At 70.8% G+C, this 14,496-nt stretch carries 15 protein-coding genes; 2 read left to right on the plus strand and 13 right to left on the minus strand.

Translation table 11 applies throughout. The features are described 5' to 3' along the window. Positions 1-29: 29 nt before the first annotated feature. The 7 genes from IF54_RS0102760 to IF54_RS0102790 form a co-directional block, all read right to left on the minus strand. Positions 30-713, minus strand: a complete 684-nt coding sequence (locus IF54_RS0102760) for a response regulator (protein ID WP_030314053.1) — start codon at positions 711-713, stop codon at positions 30-32. Continuing rightward, positions 710-3,313: a sensor histidine kinase gene (locus IF54_RS0102765; protein WP_030314055.1), complete on the minus strand. Its 2,604-nt coding sequence runs from the start codon at positions 3,311-3,313 to the stop codon at positions 710-712. Before IF54_RS0102765 ends, IF54_RS0102760 begins: the two co-directional genes overlap by 4 nt. 237 nt (positions 3,314-3,550) lie before the next feature. Further along, positions 3,551-4,243, minus strand: a complete 693-nt coding sequence (locus IF54_RS0102770) for an ABC transporter ATP-binding protein (RefSeq protein ID WP_030314057.1) — start codon at positions 4,241-4,243, stop codon at positions 3,551-3,553. A gap of 93 nt (positions 4,244-4,336) precedes the next feature. Continuing rightward, positions 4,337-5,503 carry an alginate lyase family protein gene (locus IF54_RS0102775; RefSeq protein WP_030314059.1) on the minus strand — a complete coding sequence of 389 codons (1,167 nt, stop codon included), beginning with the start codon at positions 5,501-5,503 and terminating at the stop codon, positions 4,337-4,339. Positions 5,504-5,662: 159 nt separating this feature from the next. Further along, positions 5,663-6,421, minus strand: a complete 759-nt coding sequence (locus IF54_RS0102780) for a DUF3710 domain-containing protein (RefSeq protein ID WP_020139207.1) — start codon at positions 6,419-6,421, stop codon at positions 5,663-5,665. Position 6,422: 1 nt separating this feature from the next. Beyond that, the gene (gene dut, locus IF54_RS0102785) at positions 6,423-6,974 is read right to left on the minus strand and encodes a dUTP diphosphatase (protein WP_030314061.1); all 552 of its coding nucleotides are present in this window, start codon (positions 6,972-6,974) and stop codon (positions 6,423-6,425) included. Then, on the minus strand, positions 6,971-7,555 hold the full coding sequence (locus IF54_RS0102790) for a PaaI family thioesterase (protein WP_030314063.1): 585 nt from the start codon (positions 7,553-7,555) through the stop codon (positions 6,971-6,973). Before IF54_RS0102790 ends, dut begins: the two co-directional genes overlap by 4 nt. A gap of 58 nt (positions 7,556-7,613) precedes the next feature. On the opposite strand from IF54_RS0102790, the gene IF54_RS0102795 reads away from it, so the two are divergent. Then, entirely contained in the window at positions 7,614-8,078 is a 465-nt protein-coding gene (locus IF54_RS0102795) for a DUF3093 domain-containing protein (protein ID WP_030314065.1), read from the plus strand. Between the two features lie 56 nt (positions 8,079-8,134). On the opposite strand, the gene IF54_RS0102800 is transcribed toward IF54_RS0102795, so the two are convergent. The 4 genes from IF54_RS0102800 to IF54_RS0102815 form a co-directional block, all read right to left on the minus strand. Further along, complete coding sequence (locus IF54_RS0102800) at positions 8,135-9,067, minus strand: hypothetical protein (RefSeq protein WP_078851851.1); 933 nt, start codon at positions 9,065-9,067, stop codon at positions 8,135-8,137. A gap of 13 nt (positions 9,068-9,080) precedes the next feature. Next, positions 9,081-9,377: a DUF4193 domain-containing protein gene (locus IF54_RS0102805; RefSeq protein ID WP_005481602.1), complete on the minus strand. Its 297-nt coding sequence runs from the start codon at positions 9,375-9,377 to the stop codon at positions 9,081-9,083. A 405-nt stretch (positions 9,378-9,782) separates the two neighbouring features. After that, positions 9,783-11,021 (minus strand): sensor histidine kinase, encoded by a 1,239-nt coding sequence (locus IF54_RS0102810; RefSeq protein ID WP_030314071.1) that lies wholly within the window; start codon positions 11,019-11,021, stop codon positions 9,783-9,785. Between the two features lie 5 nt (positions 11,022-11,026). Further along, entirely contained in the window at positions 11,027-11,680 is a 654-nt protein-coding gene (locus IF54_RS0102815; RefSeq protein ID WP_007385219.1) for a response regulator transcription factor, read from the minus strand. Between the two features lie 416 nt (positions 11,681-12,096). On the opposite strand from IF54_RS0102815, the gene IF54_RS42920 reads away from it, so the two are divergent. Next, the gene (locus IF54_RS42920; RefSeq protein WP_020139201.1) at positions 12,097-12,261 is read left to right on the plus strand and encodes a hypothetical protein; all 165 of its coding nucleotides are present in this window, start codon (positions 12,097-12,099) and stop codon (positions 12,259-12,261) included. A gap of 134 nt (positions 12,262-12,395) precedes the next feature. Here the strand turns inward: IF54_RS42920 and IF54_RS0102825 are convergent, their stop codons facing one another. After that, complete coding sequence (locus IF54_RS0102825; protein ID WP_030314074.1) at positions 12,396-13,211, minus strand: inositol monophosphatase family protein; 816 nt, start codon at positions 13,209-13,211, stop codon at positions 12,396-12,398. An 8-nt stretch (positions 13,212-13,219) separates the two neighbouring features. Next, on the minus strand, positions 13,220-14,347 hold the full coding sequence (locus IF54_RS0102830; protein ID WP_030314076.1) for a ferrochelatase: 1,128 nt from the start codon (positions 14,345-14,347) through the stop codon (positions 13,220-13,222). Positions 14,348-14,496: the final 149 nt, after the last annotated feature.

Consider the following 14,496-nt stretch of genomic DNA (forward strand, 5'->3'; position numbering starts at 1 on the left):
GTTCGAACCGACCCTAGGTCCCCGGGCCCTCACTTCTCGAACCGGTATCCCATTCCCGGCTCCGTGACGAAGTGCTTGGGGTGCGAGGGATCCGCCTCCAGCTTGCGGCGCAGCTGGGCCATGTAGACCCGCAGGTAGTTGCTCTCCGTGCCGTACGACGGTCCCCAGACCTCCTGGAGGAGCTGCTTCTGGCTGACCAGCCGCCCGGTGTTGCGGACCAGCACCTCCAGCAGGTGCCACTCGGTGGGCGTGAGCCGTACGTCCCTGCCGTGCCGCTGGACCTTCTTGGCGGCCAGGTCGACCGTGAACTCGTCGGTCTCCACCAGGACCTCGTCCTCGTCGCCGCCGGTGGGCTCGGCGCGGCGCACGGCGGCCCGGAGGCGGGCCAGCAGCTCGTCCATGCCGAACGGCTTGGTCACGTAGTCGTCGGCGCCCGCGTCCAGCGCCTCCACCTTCTCGTCGGAGGAGTGCCGGGCGGACAGCACGAGGATCGGCACCCGGGTCCAGCCGCGCAGCCCTCTGATCACCTCGACGCCGTCCATGTCGGGCAGGCCGAGGTCCAGGACGACCACGTCGGGGTGGCGGGCGGCGGCGAGCCGCAGCGCGGTGGCGCCGTCGTGCGCCGCGTCGACCTCGTACTTGCGCGCCTTGAGGTTGATCACGAGGGCGCGCACGATCTGCGGCTCGTCGTCGATGACCAACACCCTCGTCATGTGGCCTGCCTTTCGGGTTCCGCTTCCGTGCTTCCGGGTTCCGCTTCCGGGCGTCCGGCTTCCGCTTCCGCTTCCGCGAAGGGTTCTGCAAGGAGCTCCACGCGCGCGTGCGCGGCCCGGAGCGTCAGCACCATGGTGAGGCCTCCCCCGGGCGTGTCCTCGGCGTCGAGGGTGCCGTGCATGGCCTCCGCGAAACCCCGGGCCACCGCGAGGCCGAGTCCCACCCCGGCACCGCGCGGGGCGTCGCCGTAGCGCTGGAAGGGCTCGAAGATGCGTTCCTTGGCCTCGTCGGGGACACCGGGGCCGCGGTCGACGACCCGCACCTCGACCCGGTCGGCGATGGCGCTGGCGGAGACCCTGACGGGCCGCCCGGGCGGGCTGTACTTGACGGCGTTCTCGACCAGGTTGGCCACCGAGCGCTCCAGGAGACCCGGGTCCACGGCGACCATCGGCAGGGTCTCCGGGACGTCCAGCTCGACGCTCCCGTCGGGCACCCCGCCGAGCGCCATCGGCACCACCTCGTCCACGTCGATCTCCCGGATGAGCGGGGTGACCGTGCCGGTCTGGAGGCGGGACATGTCGAGCAGGTTGCCCACGAGGTGGTCGAGCCGGTCGGCGCCCTCCTCGATGCCCTCCAGGAGCTCCGCCTGGTCCTCCTCGGACCAGGCCACGTCGTCGGACCGGAGCGAGGAGACGGCCGCCTTGATGCCGGCGAGCGGGGTCCGCAGATCGTGCGACACGGCCGCCAGGAGCGCCGTACGGATGCGGTTGCCCTCGGCCAGGGCGCGGGCCCGGTCGGCCTCCTCCTGGAGGCGGCTGCGTTCCAGGACGACGGCGGCCTGGGCGGCGAACGCGGCCAGCACCCGGCGGTCCTCGGCGGGCAGCACCCTGCCGGCGAGCGCGAGGGCCATGTGGTCCCCGACCGGTACGTCGACGTCGGCGTCCTCCGGCCGGTCCACGGCCGGTCCGAGCCCGGAGCGGCCCGCGCAGGTCCAGGGCTCGGTGTCGCTCGCCCGTTCCAGCAGGGCCGCCGACTCCATCCCGAAGGTCTCCCGGACCCGCTCCAGGAGCTCCTCCAGGCCGGTCTCGCCGCGCAGGACGTTCCCGGCGAGGAACGACAGGATCTCCGACTCGGCGCGCAGCCGGGCGGCCTGGTGGGTCCTGCGGGCCGCCAGGTCGACGACGGAGGCGACCGAGATGCCGACGCCCACGAAGATCACGATGGCGACGATGTTCTTCGGGTCGGCGATGGTCCAGCGGTGCAGGGGCGGTGTGTAGAAGTAGTTCAGGAGCAGCGAGCCGACCGCGGCCGAGGCGAGCGCCGGGAACAGGCCGCCGAGCAGGGCCGCCGCGACCACGACCGCGAGGAACAGCAGCATGTCGTTGGCGAGCCCGAGGTCGACGGCGCTGAGCAGGACGGTCAGCAGCACCGGCGCCGCGAGGCCGACGAGCCATCCCCACAGGATGCGGGCCCGGCCGAGACGGGCGCCCCGGGCGACGGGCAGTCCGCGCCCCTTGGCGACCTCGTCGTGGGTGACGATGTGCACGTCCAGGTCGGGCCCCGACTCCCTCGCGACGGTCGCGCCCACGCCCGGTCCGAAGACGTACTGCCAGGTCTTGCGGCGGGATGAGCCGAGGACGATCTGGGTGGCGTTGACCCCGCGCGCGAAGTCGAGCAGCGCGGCCGGAATATCGTCGCCGACGACATGGTGAAAGGTTCCGCCGAGGTCTTCCACGAGGGTCCTCTGCACGGCGAGTTCCTTGGGCGAGGCGGAGGTGAGCCCATCGCTGCGCGCTATGTAGACGGCGATGACCTCGCCACCGGCGCCCTTCTCGGCAAGGCGGGCGGCCCGCCGGATCAGGGTCCGCCCCTCGGGGCCGCCGGTCAGCCCGACCACGATCCGCTCCCGCGAACCCCAGATCCGCGAGACGCGGTGCTCGTTGCGGTACTGCTTGAGGTACTCGTCGACGCGGTCGGCCACCCACAGCAGGGCGAGTTCGCGCAGGGCGGTGAGGTTGCCGGGCCGGAAGTAGTTGGAGAGGGCGGCGTCGACCTTGTCGGGCTGGTAGATGTTGCCGTGCGCCATCCGCCGCCGCAGCGCCTCCGGCGACATGTCGACCAGCTCGATCTGGTCCGCCCGCCGAACGACCTCGTCGGGCACCGTCTCGCGCTGCCGCACCCCGGTGATCGACTCGACGACGTCACCGAGCGACTCCAGGTGCTGGATGTTCACGGTCGAGACCACGTCGATCCCGGCCGCCAGCAGCTCCTCCACGTCCTGCCAGCGCTTGGCGTTGCGCGAGCCCGGGATGTTGGTGTGGGCGAGTTCGTCCACCAGGGCGACGGCGGGGGCCCGCCGCAGCACGGCGTCGACGTCCATCTCGGTGAAGACGGCGTCCCGGTACTCGAGCTCGCGGCGCGGGATCTCCTCGAGGCCGTGCAGCATCACCTCGGTGCGGGGCCGCCCGTGGTGCTCCACGAAGCCCACGACGCAGTCGGTCCCCCGCTCGACCCTGCGGTGCGCCTCGGAGAGCATCGCGTACGTCTTGCCGACGCCCGGTGCTGCACCGAGATAGATCCGAAGCCTGCCGCGTGCCATGAGCTCATTGTCTTCCGGTCGAGACTGCCTGCGCAGCGCCGACCCTACGTCCGCCGATCCCGGCAAAGCGGCCATGCACCGACCTCGACGGGCCTCTTTGACGCAACTCTGACGCGGGCGGCGCTGCGACGACCGTCCTGCCGACCCTGCGCATCACGACGGGGCGTCACTGTCGTCCCGGACCGCATCTGGTTCGGCCCCGGCCGGGCACGGCACCGGCCGAAGCCGAAACCGCCCTCAGCCCGCCACGATCTCCCCGTCCCCCACCTCCAGCACCCGGTCCGCCAGATCCAGCAGCGTCGCGTCGTGCGTGGCCACCAGCGCCGTCACGTTCTCACTGCGTACGACCGCCCGCAGCAGCTCCATCACCGCGTGACCGGTCTCCGCGTCCAGCTGGCCGGTCGGCTCGTCGGCGACCAGGAGGGACGGGTTGTTGGCGAGGGCGCGGGCGATGGCGACCCGCTGCTGCTGACCGCCCGAGAGTTCCCCGGGCCGCTGCTTGGCGTGGTCCGAGAGGCCGACCAGGGACAGCAGCAGCTCGACACGCTCCTCACGCGCGCGTGCGTCCATCCGCCGCAGCCGCATCGGTACGCCGACGTTCTCCGCCGCCGTGAGGATCGGGATGAGCCCGAAGGACTGGAAGACGAAGCCGATGCGGTCCCGGCGCAGCGCCAGCAGCCCGTCCTCGTCCAGCCCGGCGAGATCGACCCCGTCGATCTCCACCCGCCCCCGGTCGGGCCGGTCGAGCCCGCCGACGATGTTGAGGAGCGTGGTCTTCCCGGAGCCGGAACGCCCCTTGAGGGCCACCAGCTCACCGCGCGGCACCTCGAAGGACACCCCGCGCAGTGCGTGCACCGCGCCGGCCCCCTCACCGAACGACCTGTGGATGTCCTCGACCCGCACCATGGTCTCGGTGACCACCTGAGTCATGCGTCCTCCCCCGTGAAACCGTCAACCCGTGAATCGGCGAACCGTGGAACCGGGCGCCAGTATCACCGCCCGGCGCCCGGCCCTACAACGGTTTCAGCTCGGGTTGTCCCCGTGGGTGAGCGTCTCCCACGCCACGAAGAGGTTGTTGCTGCCGGCCGGACGGTTCCGCTCGGTCAGGGCCTGCGTGTTAGTCATGCCCATGCCAAGCCGATTGTGCAGCGCGTTGTACCCGACCTCGGTGACCGGCCCGAGCCCCGGCTTCAGCGATCCCCCGCACAACCAGCTCGGCACGACCGCCCCCAGCTCGTACTTCGACTGGAACCCCAGCGCCTGCCGGAGCCGCTCGCCCACATCGGTGCCGTACAGATCCTGCCCCTGGATGCGACTGGTCTCGGCGACATGCGAGATCGCGGAGATGCCGTACCCGGTGTGCGTGAGGTCCCGGCAGGTCTCCTGGGTGAGCCCGGTGACGAAGGTGGACTGCCCCTGCCAGTAGTTGACGACCTTGTCCCGGGTGTCGAGGTTCTGGCTCGGCACGGTCTTCGGCAGCGCGCCGTCGGACTCCAGGTAGACGTAGGCGGCCGTGCGGGTGCGGAACTTCCCCATCGCCTTGTCGTACGACGCCTTGTCCTCCAGGAAGACGGAGATGCCGACGGCCGCCTCCATCATCGACAGCTCCCAGTTCCCGTTGGAGTTCGAGCCGTTGATGATCTCGGGCAGATAGACGGTGCGGAGCATGGTCGCGAAGCGCCCGGCGTTCGCCCAGCTCCCGGTGTACGCGTACTTGATGATCTCGGCGGCCCTGGGCCACGTCGAGCCGGCCCAGCCGGTCTGGAGGGGCGCGTTGCTGTTGGTGTGGTCCGTGATCACCGCCGACCAGGCGTCCATGAGCTGGATGGCCTTCCTGGCGTACCGGTCGTCCCGGGTGAGGTACCAGGCGAGCGCGTCGGTATACGCGGCGATCGCGTCCTCGCGCTCGTCGGTGCAGCCGTAGTTGGGGTTCGAGTACGACCCGCACTCGACGACCGCGCGCGGCTTGGGCGTGCGGTTCAGATCGGCGTACTTGCTCGCCAGCATCTGGTCGAGGGCCCCCTTCCAGGGCTGGGCGCCGGCCTCGATCTTGCCGCGGACGAAGTCCAACTGGCCCCGGGAGACGGTGACTCCGGGATGGACGAAGGTGGTGGGAGCGGCGTCCGCGGGCACCGCGAGGGCTCCGGCGGCCAGGGCCGCGACGGTGACGAGGAGAGCGGTTCTGCGCATGCGTGGGGGGCCTTTCGTTCTCGTACGTGAACGGAAAGCGCCTTTATGAACAGAGGCGTTGAGCGGAGACCGTAGGTACAGACCAATCCGACGTCAAGGGTCCTCGCATGCGAAAGGGCCGCACCCCGGACGGGGTACGGCCCTCGACGTCGGGTACGACTAACGGACCTCGGTGATCTCCGGTCCGCGCTGGAGCTGCCCCATGCCACCGGAGAAGCGGGAGCCCTCGTCCTGCTGCTGAACGCCCTCGGGAACCATCTGGGCGTCGTTCGGGAGCTTGAGGACGATCGGGTCGCGGGGCGCCATCGGGCCCTCGCCGCGGACCACGACCGTGTCCCGGAAGATCTGCTCCAGAAGCCCGGCCGCCTGCGGCTGCACCGCGCCCTGGCCCGAGATCACACCGCGCAGGAACCAGCGCGGGCCGTCCACACCCACGAACCGCACGACCTGGAAGCCGCCTGTGCCGTCCGGCAGCTGCACCGGCACCTGCGCGCGCAGCTCCCAGCCCAGCGGACCCTCGACCTCGTCGATGATGCCGCCCTGCTGGGTGATGCCCGAGCCGATCTCCTCGCGCACCTCGCCCCAGATGCCCTCGCGCTTGGGAGCGGCGAAGGCCTGGAGCTGGATGGCGCTGTCGCGCAGCACGACGGTGGCCGCGACGATCGCGTCGCCCGCGACCTCGACCCGCAGCTCCATGCCGTCGACACCCGGGACGAACAGACCGCCCAGGTCGACCCGGCCCTCGGCGGGGTCGCGCACCTCGGTGCTGTCCCAGGGCCCGTCGGGCCGCGGCTCCGGCTCCAGCCGTACGCGCTCGCGCTCTACGTCGTCCGCCTCAGTGTCGACACTGTCGACGACCTGCTCGGCCTCGCCGGCCGCGCCCTCGGCGGCACCCTTCTTGTTGCGACGTCCGAACACGTCACTGTCCTTCCCGGTCGGATACGACCGATGCGTATCGATTCCCACCCGTTGTGCCGCTCACAGCGGCGTCACCGCTTGTATCGCCCCCGTCGCCCACGGCGGCGTGACCGCCGGTGGACCCGAAGCCCCCCTCGGCCCGCGCCGACTCGGGAAGCTCCGCGACCTCCTGGAAGCGGACCCTCTCGACCTGCTGGACGACGAGTTGGGCAATCCGGTCGAAGCGCTCGAACCGCACCGACTCGTGCGGGTCGAGATTCACCACGATCACCTTGATCTCCCCACGGTACCCGGCATCAACCGTCCCCGGGGCATTCACGAGAGCGACACCGCAGCGGGCGGCGAGGCCGGATCGGGGGTGCACGAAGGCCGCGTACCCCTCCGGCAGCGCCACAGACACCCCCGTGGGCAGCACGGCCCGTTCCCCCGGCTTGAGTTCACGGGCCTCGGTGGTCCGCAGATCGGCCCCCGCGTCACCGGGGTGCGCGTACGCCGGAAGCGGTACGTCGGGATCGACGCGCCGGATCAGCACGTTCAGGGGGGCACGGCTCACGGGTTCACCTCGAAGGCACGGGCACGCCGGACCTGGTCCGGGTCGTTCATGGCGGCCCGGATCTCCTCCGGACGGCCGTTGTCGATGAAGTGGTCCACCTTGACCTCGACGAACATCGCGTCGGCACGGACCGCGACGGGTCCCTCGGGGCCGCCGATCCGGCCGGTCGCGGTGGAGAAGATCTTCCGCCCGGCCACCGCCGTCACCTCGGCCTCCAGGTGCAGCACCGTGCCGACCGGCACCGGCCGCACGAAGTCCGTCTCCAGACGTCCGGTCACGGCGATCGTGCGCAGCAGCCAGTTGAGCGAGCCCAGGGTCTCGTCGAGGGCGCTCGCGAGCACCCCGCCGTGCGCGAGTCCGGGGGCGCCCTGGTGGGCGGGGCGCACGGTGAACTCGGCGGTGACCGAGACGCCTTCGCCGGCCCGTGCCGCCAGGTGCAGCCCGTGGGGCTGCTCGCCGCCACAGCCGAAGCACTGGCCGTAGTGCGCACCGAGCAGCTCACCGGGCGCGGGGGCGTCCGGGTGCCGCACGGGTCGCACCGCGTCGGCGGGAGGCTGGAGAGCCGGGGAAGTACCACTCACAGGCGCAGACCTTACCCGCGCGTCGGAGGTATCAGGACACCGTGCCAAGCTTGGTTTCATGCAGCCCTCCGCCGTCCCGTACGACGAACGCCTCACCGCCCCCCGCTCCTGGTGGCTGATCTCCTTCCTGGTCGGGGTCGCCTTCGCGCTGATCCTGCTGCCGTTCGGCCCGCTTCCGCTGCTCGGCGGCCTGGTCGGCGGCACCGCCGTCGCCGCGGTCATGGCGAGTTCCTACGGCTCGCTGCGCATCCGGGTCGTGGGTGACTCGCTGATCGCCGGCGAGGCGAAGATCCCGGTGTCCGCGCTGGGCGAGGCGGAGGTCCTGGACCCGGAGGAGGCCCGGGCCTGGCGGACGTACAAGGCCGACACCCGCGCCTTCCTGCTGCTGCGGGCCTACATCCCGAGGGCGCTGAAGGTGGAGGTCACCGATCCGGAGGACCCGACGCCCTACCTGTACCTGTCGACGCGTGAGCCGGAGCGGCTGGCCGAGGCGCTGAAGGCGGCCCGCAAAGCCGCCGCCTAGAACGTTCGTGCAGTACTTCACTCCGGGTCGGGGCCCGAAGACTTCTCACGGAGGTCTTACTCCTCCAGCTCCAGCGGGTTCGCCGGGGCCTCCAGGGCCGGCAGCGCGGGAAGCTGGTCCCAGGGGACCTGTACCTTGCGCAGGTCCTTGCGGATCCGTTCGGCGAGCTTCCTGGTGTCCCGGCGGTTCATGACCGCTCCCACGGCCGCGCCGACCAGGAACGGCATGAGGTTCGGCAGGTCGCGGATCATCCGCTTCATGATCTGCTGCCGCAGCTGATGCTTCATCTGGGTGTTGAGCGAGCCGCTCACGGTCGACGGCTTCTTCACGTCGATCCCGCGCTCTCCCGACCAGGAGTTCAGATACGCGGTGCTGCGCTCCCTGAGGTTGCCCGGCGGTCGTACGCCGTAGACCTCGTGCAGTTCCGCGATCAGCTTCAGCTCGATCGCGGCGACACCGGTGATCTCGGCGGCCAGTTCGGTCGGCATCGCCGGCGGCACGGGAAGCATCGCCGCCGCACCGACGCCCGCACCGACCGTCGCGGTGGCGCTCGCCGCGCCCGTGACGAGCTTGTCGGCGAGTTGCTCGGGGCCGAGGCCGGGGAACTGACGGCGCAGGGTCGCGAGGTCCCGTACGGGCACACGCGGGGCTATCTCGATGATCCGGTCGGTGAGGTACGCCAGGCCCGCCCTGGCCCGGCTGCCGCCCTTGCGGACCCCTTCCCGGGTCTTGTCCCGGATCGCCGCCACCCTCCCCCACTCTCGGCTTCGCTCGAGCGGGGGGACCCCCGGTCCGGCGACGGGCGCGGGCGTCCCGGTCGGACCGGTGGGCGCCGGGAGGTCGGCCCGGGCAACCACCGGTTCGAGCGAGGCTCCCGGATCGAAAGAGCCCCGCTCGTCGTCACGCGCGCGCTGAGGACCGTCCAACGGCCCTTTGTCCGCCTTCCCCAGGGGAAAACGGCGCTTCCGAGGAGAGGTCGAGCCAGTCATGCCCGACCCTCCCTCAGTCGCAGTCGCGGCAGATCGGCTGGCCGTTCTTCTCGCGGGCCAGCTGGCTGCGGTGATGCACCAGGAAGCAGCTCATGCAGGTGAACTCGTCCTGCTGCTTGGGCAGCACCCGGACGGCCAGCTCCTCGTTGGAGAGGTCTGCTCCGGGCAGCTCCAGGCCTTCCGCGGCCTCGAACTCGTCGACGTCGACAGCGGACGTCGACTTGTCGTTCCGCCGTGCCTTGAGCTCTTCAAGGCTGTCCGAATCGACGTCGTCATCGGTCTTGCGTGGGGTGTCGTAATCCGTTGCCATGTCGCTCTCCCCCTCTGGGTGTCTGCGGTGTCTCCAGCGCACGTAACGCGTGAGAGGCCGGACTTGTGCCCGACCTGAGGCGGAGATTTTGCCTCACATCAAGGTCTGTTACTCAATCGACACCCAACCGGACTCCTCTTGAGTGATCGGGTTGGATGGCGATCGGGACCGTACACGGTCCGAATCCCGCACTTCAAAGGCGTCTCACCGTGTACTTCCCGTGATCAGGACCTGTGAAAACCCGGATTTTCCCGGCTTTCCGGTAAGGCGCATGATCACTGAGAGTAGATGGCCGGAAATTCTCCCTTGTGATCGATCACACACGGAACTGCCCATCGGGTGCCCAGAAAATTCCGCGCAAAGCGAACATCCCTGTGTGTCGACCTCAGTGCGGGGGCCATGATCTCAGACCGGCAGGGTCACTCGCATCACGAGTCCACCCCCTTCGCGCGGCTGAGCCGAGATGTGCCCGCCGTGCGCCCGCGCCACGGACCGCACGATGGACAGTCCGAGCCCGACGCCCTTGTCGCTGCCGGTGCGGTCGGCGCCGCGCAGCCGCTTGAAGGGCTCGAAGAGGTCGTCGACCTCGTACGCCGGCACGACCGGGCCCGTGTTGGAGACCGTGAGCACCGCCTGGCCGTGCTGGACCTCGGTGGTGACCTCGACCCAGCCGTCCTCGGGCACGTTGTAGCGCACCGCGTTCTGCACGAGGTTCAGGGCGATGCGCTCCAGCAGGACGCCGTTGCCCTGGACGACCGCCGAGCTCTGCTCGCCGCGGAGCGCCACGCCCTTCGCCTCGGCCTCGGCGCGCACCTGGTCGACCGCCTGCTCGGCGACCTCGGCGAGGTCCACGGGCTTGCGCTCGACGATCTGGTTGTCGCTGCGGGCGAGCAGCAGCAGGCCCTCCACGAGCTGCTCACTGCGCTCGTTGGTGGCCAGCAGCGTCTTGCCGAGCTGCTGGAGCTCCGCCGGCGCGCCCGGGTCGGACAGGTGCACCTCCAGGAGCGTGCGGTTGATCGCCAGCGGTGTCCGCAACTCGTGCGAGGCGTTGCCGACGAAGCGCTGCTGGGCCGTGAAGGCGCGCTCCAGACGCTCCAGCATGTCGTCGAAGGTGTCGGCCAGTTCCTTGATCTCGTCGTCCGGGCCGTCCAGCTCGATACGGCGCGACAGGTCCGAGCCCGCCACCGCGCGGGCGGTGCGCAGGATCCGGCCGAGCGGCGACAGGACGCGTCCCGCCATGGCGTAGCCGAAGGCGAAGGCGATGATCGCGAGGCCGAGCAGGGCCAGCAGGGAACGGCTGAGGAGGTCGTCGAGGGCGTGCTGGCGCTGGTCGTTGACACAGGCGTTGATGGCCTTGTTCATGACCTCGGAGGTGCCGCTCGAGGGCAGGTTGCGGCAGATGTCGCTGGCGACATTGCCGTTGGTGATCTCGAAGGGCAGTTTGCTGCCCACGTTCAGCGCCTGCGCGGCCACCAGGTAGATGATCGACAGCAGCAGGATGCCCGCGATCAGGAACATGCCGCCGTACAGCAGCGTGAGCCTTATGCGGATGGTCGGGCGCAGCCAGGGCAGCTGCGGGGCCGGCCGCCTGGGGTCCCAGGTGGGCTTCGGAGGGGCCTGGGGAGGAGCGGGAGTCGAAGCCACTGGTATCAGATCCGGTAGCCCGAGCCGGGGACCGTGACGATCACCGGGGGTTCGCCCAGCTTGCGGCGCAGGGTCATGACGGTCACCCGCACGACGTTGGTGAAGGGGTCGGTGTTCTCGTCCCAGGCCTTCTCCAGGAGCTGCTCCGCGGAGACGACGGCGCCCTCGGAGCGCATGAGGACCTCCAGGACGGCGAACTCCTTCGGCGCGAGCTGGACCTCCTTGCCGTCACGGAAGACCTCGCGGCGGTTGGGGTCGAGCTTGATCCCGGCGCGCTCCAGGACGGGCGGGAGCGGCACGCTGGTGCGCCGGCCGAGGGCACGCACGCGTGCGGTGAGCTCGCTGAAGGCGAAGGGCTTCGGCAGGTAGTCGTCGGCGCCGATCTCCAGGCCCTCGACGCGGTCGCTGACGTCGCCGGACGCCGTGAGCATCAGCACCCGCGTGGGCATGCCGAGTTCGACGATCTTGCGGCAGACGTCGTCGCCGTGGACGAGCGGGAGGTCGCGGTCGAGGACGACCACGTCGTAGTCGTTGACGCCGATGCGCTCCAGGGCGGCCGCACCGTCGTACACGACGTCGACGGCCATGGCCTCCCGGCGCAGTCCGGTGGCCACCGCATCGGCGAGCAGCTGCTCGTCCTCGACGACGAGTACGCGCACGTCGCTTGTCCTTCCTGTGTCCACCCGCGTTGCGCGCTCAGGGCGCACGACGGGCAGGAGTTCGGGTGAGTGTTGGTCTCCATCCTGCCCTTTTCGGCCATAAGTCGGCGGTAAGGCGGATGAGGGGCAGCTGAAAGACGGGTGTGAGAGCGGGAATGCGGGATTTTCTCGCGTGGTTGAGGTTTCCGTCGGAAGGAGCGGGGGGAGGACGGCTTTACACCCCGCGATCACGCTCTGCATGTGCCGTACCACCATGCGGCACGACGTGCTCCCGTTTGTCCAGAGCGGGCGTGGGTGTCCGGCACCGTCGCCGCCCGGCAGGGCAGCGCTGGGCACCCGCAGGAGACGTGATCGCCCCTTCCGAACCGGCACACCCCCGTGCCACCGACTCACGACCCAGGACGAGGGGGCGCAGCATGGACGCATTCACCGCAGGACTTCTGCAGCGCATAAGGGCGACCGAGACCGACCTGACGCGCGCTCGCAACGACGGCGACGACTTCCTCGTCGAGGTGGAGCAGGGCGAGCTCGACGACCTGCGCCGCCTCGCCGCCGAACACGGTGTGGAGGTCGGCGCCTAGCGTCTGACCGGCTTCGCGGCACGACGGCGGACCCCCGGCGAATCCAGCGCCGGGGGTCCGCTGCGTCCGTGGGGAGCCGCGTTCACCTGGCGTTCGCCCGGTGCACGCGTAGTCGTACGGCCGTCGTCCGCACCTCAGTCGTGCCAGGCGCCGAAGTCCTCCAGGAGCCGCTGGAGGGGCTCGAAGACGCCCGGGGTGCCCGCGACCGTGAGGTCCCGGCTGGGGCGCTCTCCGGGGCGTCCGCCGGTCAGGGCGCCCGCTTCCCGGGCGACGAGGTCGCCCGCGCCGTAGTCCCAGGCGTTCAGGCCACGCTCGTAGTAGCCGTCGAGGCGGCCCGCGGCCAGGTCGCACAGGTCGACCGCGGCCGATCCGCCGCGGCGGATGTCGCGCAGGAGCGGGATCAGCTTGCCCGCCACCTCGGCCTGGTGGGTGCGGACCTCGCTGACGTAGTTGAAGCCCGTCGACACCAGGGCCTGCTCCAGCGGCGCCGCCGGCCGGCAGGTCAGCCTGCGCTCGCCCTCCCAGGCGCCGGTGGCCCAGGCGCCCTCGCCGAGGACCGCGTGGTAGGTCTCCCCGCGCATCGGCACCGCGACCACCCCGACGACGGTCTCGCCGTCCTGCTCGGCCGCGATGGAGACGGACCAGGTCGGCAGCCCGTAGAGGTAGTTGACCGTGCCGTCGAGCGGGTCGATCACCCAGCGGATCCCGCTGGTGCCCTCGGTGGAGGCGCCCTCCTCGCCGAGGAAGCCGTCGTCCGGGCGGCGCTCGGAGATCAGGTCGGTGATCAGCTTCTCGGCCGCGATGTCCATCTCGGTCACCACGTCGATGGGGCTGGACTTGGTCCTGGCCACCGCGAGGTCGGCCGGGCGGCCGTCCCGCAGCAGGGTGCCGGCGCTCCGGGCCGCCTCCTGGGCCAGGTCGAGCAGTTCCGCGTGCAGGGGGTCGGTCACGGCGCTCCTCACGCGTACGGGCTGTCGACGCCCGCGGCGGCGGGCCTGGGGGCACGGGCGGGGCAGCACCCGACGGGGCAGACGTTGTGGCTCGCTCCGAGGGCGCCCAGGGCGCAGGGGGTGACCTCCTGGCCGCGCTCCACCGAGGCACGCTCCAGGACCAGGTCACGGATCGCGGCGGCGAACCGGGGATCGGCGCCGACGGTCGCCGAGCGGCGCATCGGCAGGCCCAGTTCCTCGGCCTTGGCCTTGGCCTCGGTGTCGAGGTCGTAGAGGACCTCCATGTGGTCGGAGACGAAGCCGATGGGCGCGATCACCACGGCCGGGGCGCCGGAGTCGTGGCGCTCCTCCAGGTGGTCGCAGATGTCGGGCTCCAGCCACGGGATGTGCGGGGCGCCGGAGCGCGACTGGTAGACGAGCTGCCAGGGGTGGTCGACGCCGGTGCGCTCGCGGACGGCGTCGGCGATCAGCCGGGCGACCTCCAGGTGCTGCGTGACGTAGGCGCCGCCCTCGCCGTGGCCCTCGGCCGGACCCGAGGTGTCCGCGGACGCGGTCGGGATCGAGTGGGTCGAGAAGGCGAGGTGCGCGCCGTCGCGGACCTCCTCGGGGAGCTCGGCGAGGGACTGGATCACCCCGTCGACCATGGGCTCCACGAAGCCGGGGTGGTTGAAGTAGTGCCGGAGCTTGTCGATCCTCGGCAGCTCCAGGCCCTCGGCCTCCAGGGCGGCCAGCGCGTCGGCGAGGTTCTCGCGGTACTGGCGGCAGCCCGAGTAGGAGGCGTACGCGCTGGTGGCGAGGACCAGGATGCGGCGATGGCCGTCGGCGGCCATCTCGCGCAGGGTGTCGGTGAGGTAGGGGGCCCAGTTGCGGTTGCCCCAGTAGATCGGCAGGCCCAGCCCGTGATCGGCGAAGTCCTTGCGGAGGGCGTCCAGCAGGGCGCGGTTCTGGTCGTTGATGGGGCTGACCCCGCCGAACAGGAAGTAGTGCTGTCCGACTTCCTTCAGGCGTTCCTTGGGGATGCCGCGCCCGCGCGTCACGTTCTCGAGGAACGGGACCACGTCGTCCGGGCCCTCGGGGCCTCCGAACGAGAGCAGGAGCAGGGCGTCGTAGGGGGTGGCGTCGAGCGCGTCTCGCATGGGTCGATCCTGTCATCCGGTACTGACAGCCGGGAAACGGCGGGGTGACCGGCCGGGTTCCCGGGCCGTTCGAACGGGTGCGTTAACGGGTGCGTTAGGGTCACCTCACTCGTAAGCTGTATGAGCCGCGTTGACGCCTTACTTCGTGA

The organism is Streptomyces sp. NRRL B-3229, from assembly GCF_000719505.1.
GTDB classification, from domain to species: Bacteria; Actinomycetota; Actinomycetes; order Streptomycetales; family Streptomycetaceae; genus Streptomyces; species Streptomyces griseorubiginosus.

Coding starts and splice junctions, on each gene's coding strand:
- IF54_RS0102760 (WP_030314053.1), bottom strand. CDS start 713: ATGACGAGGGTGTTGGTCATCGACGACGAGCCGCAGATCGTGCGCGCC.
- IF54_RS0102765 (WP_030314055.1), bottom strand. CDS start 3,313: ATGGCACGCGGCAGGCTTCGGATCTATCTCGGTGCAGCACCGGGCGTC.
- IF54_RS0102770 (WP_030314057.1), bottom strand. CDS start 4,243: ATGACTCAGGTGGTCACCGAGACCATGGTGCGGGTCGAGGACATCCAC.
- IF54_RS0102775 (WP_030314059.1), bottom strand. CDS start 5,503: ATGCGCAGAACCGCTCTCCTCGTCACCGTCGCGGCCCTGGCCGCCGGA.
- IF54_RS0102795 (WP_030314065.1), top strand. CDS start 7,614: ATGCAGCCCTCCGCCGTCCCGTACGACGAACGCCTCACCGCCCCCCGC.
- IF54_RS0102800 (WP_078851851.1), bottom strand. CDS start 9,067: ATGACTGGCTCGACCTCTCCTCGGAAGCGCCGTTTTCCCCTGGGGAAG.
- IF54_RS0102805 (WP_005481602.1), bottom strand. CDS start 9,377: ATGGCAACGGATTACGACACCCCACGCAAGACCGATGACGACGTCGAT.
- IF54_RS42920 (WP_020139201.1), top strand. CDS start 12,097: ATGGACGCATTCACCGCAGGACTTCTGCAGCGCATAAGGGCGACCGAG.
- IF54_RS0102830 (WP_030314076.1), bottom strand. CDS start 14,347: ATGCGAGACGCGCTCGACGCCACCCCCTACGACGCCCTGCTCCTGCTC.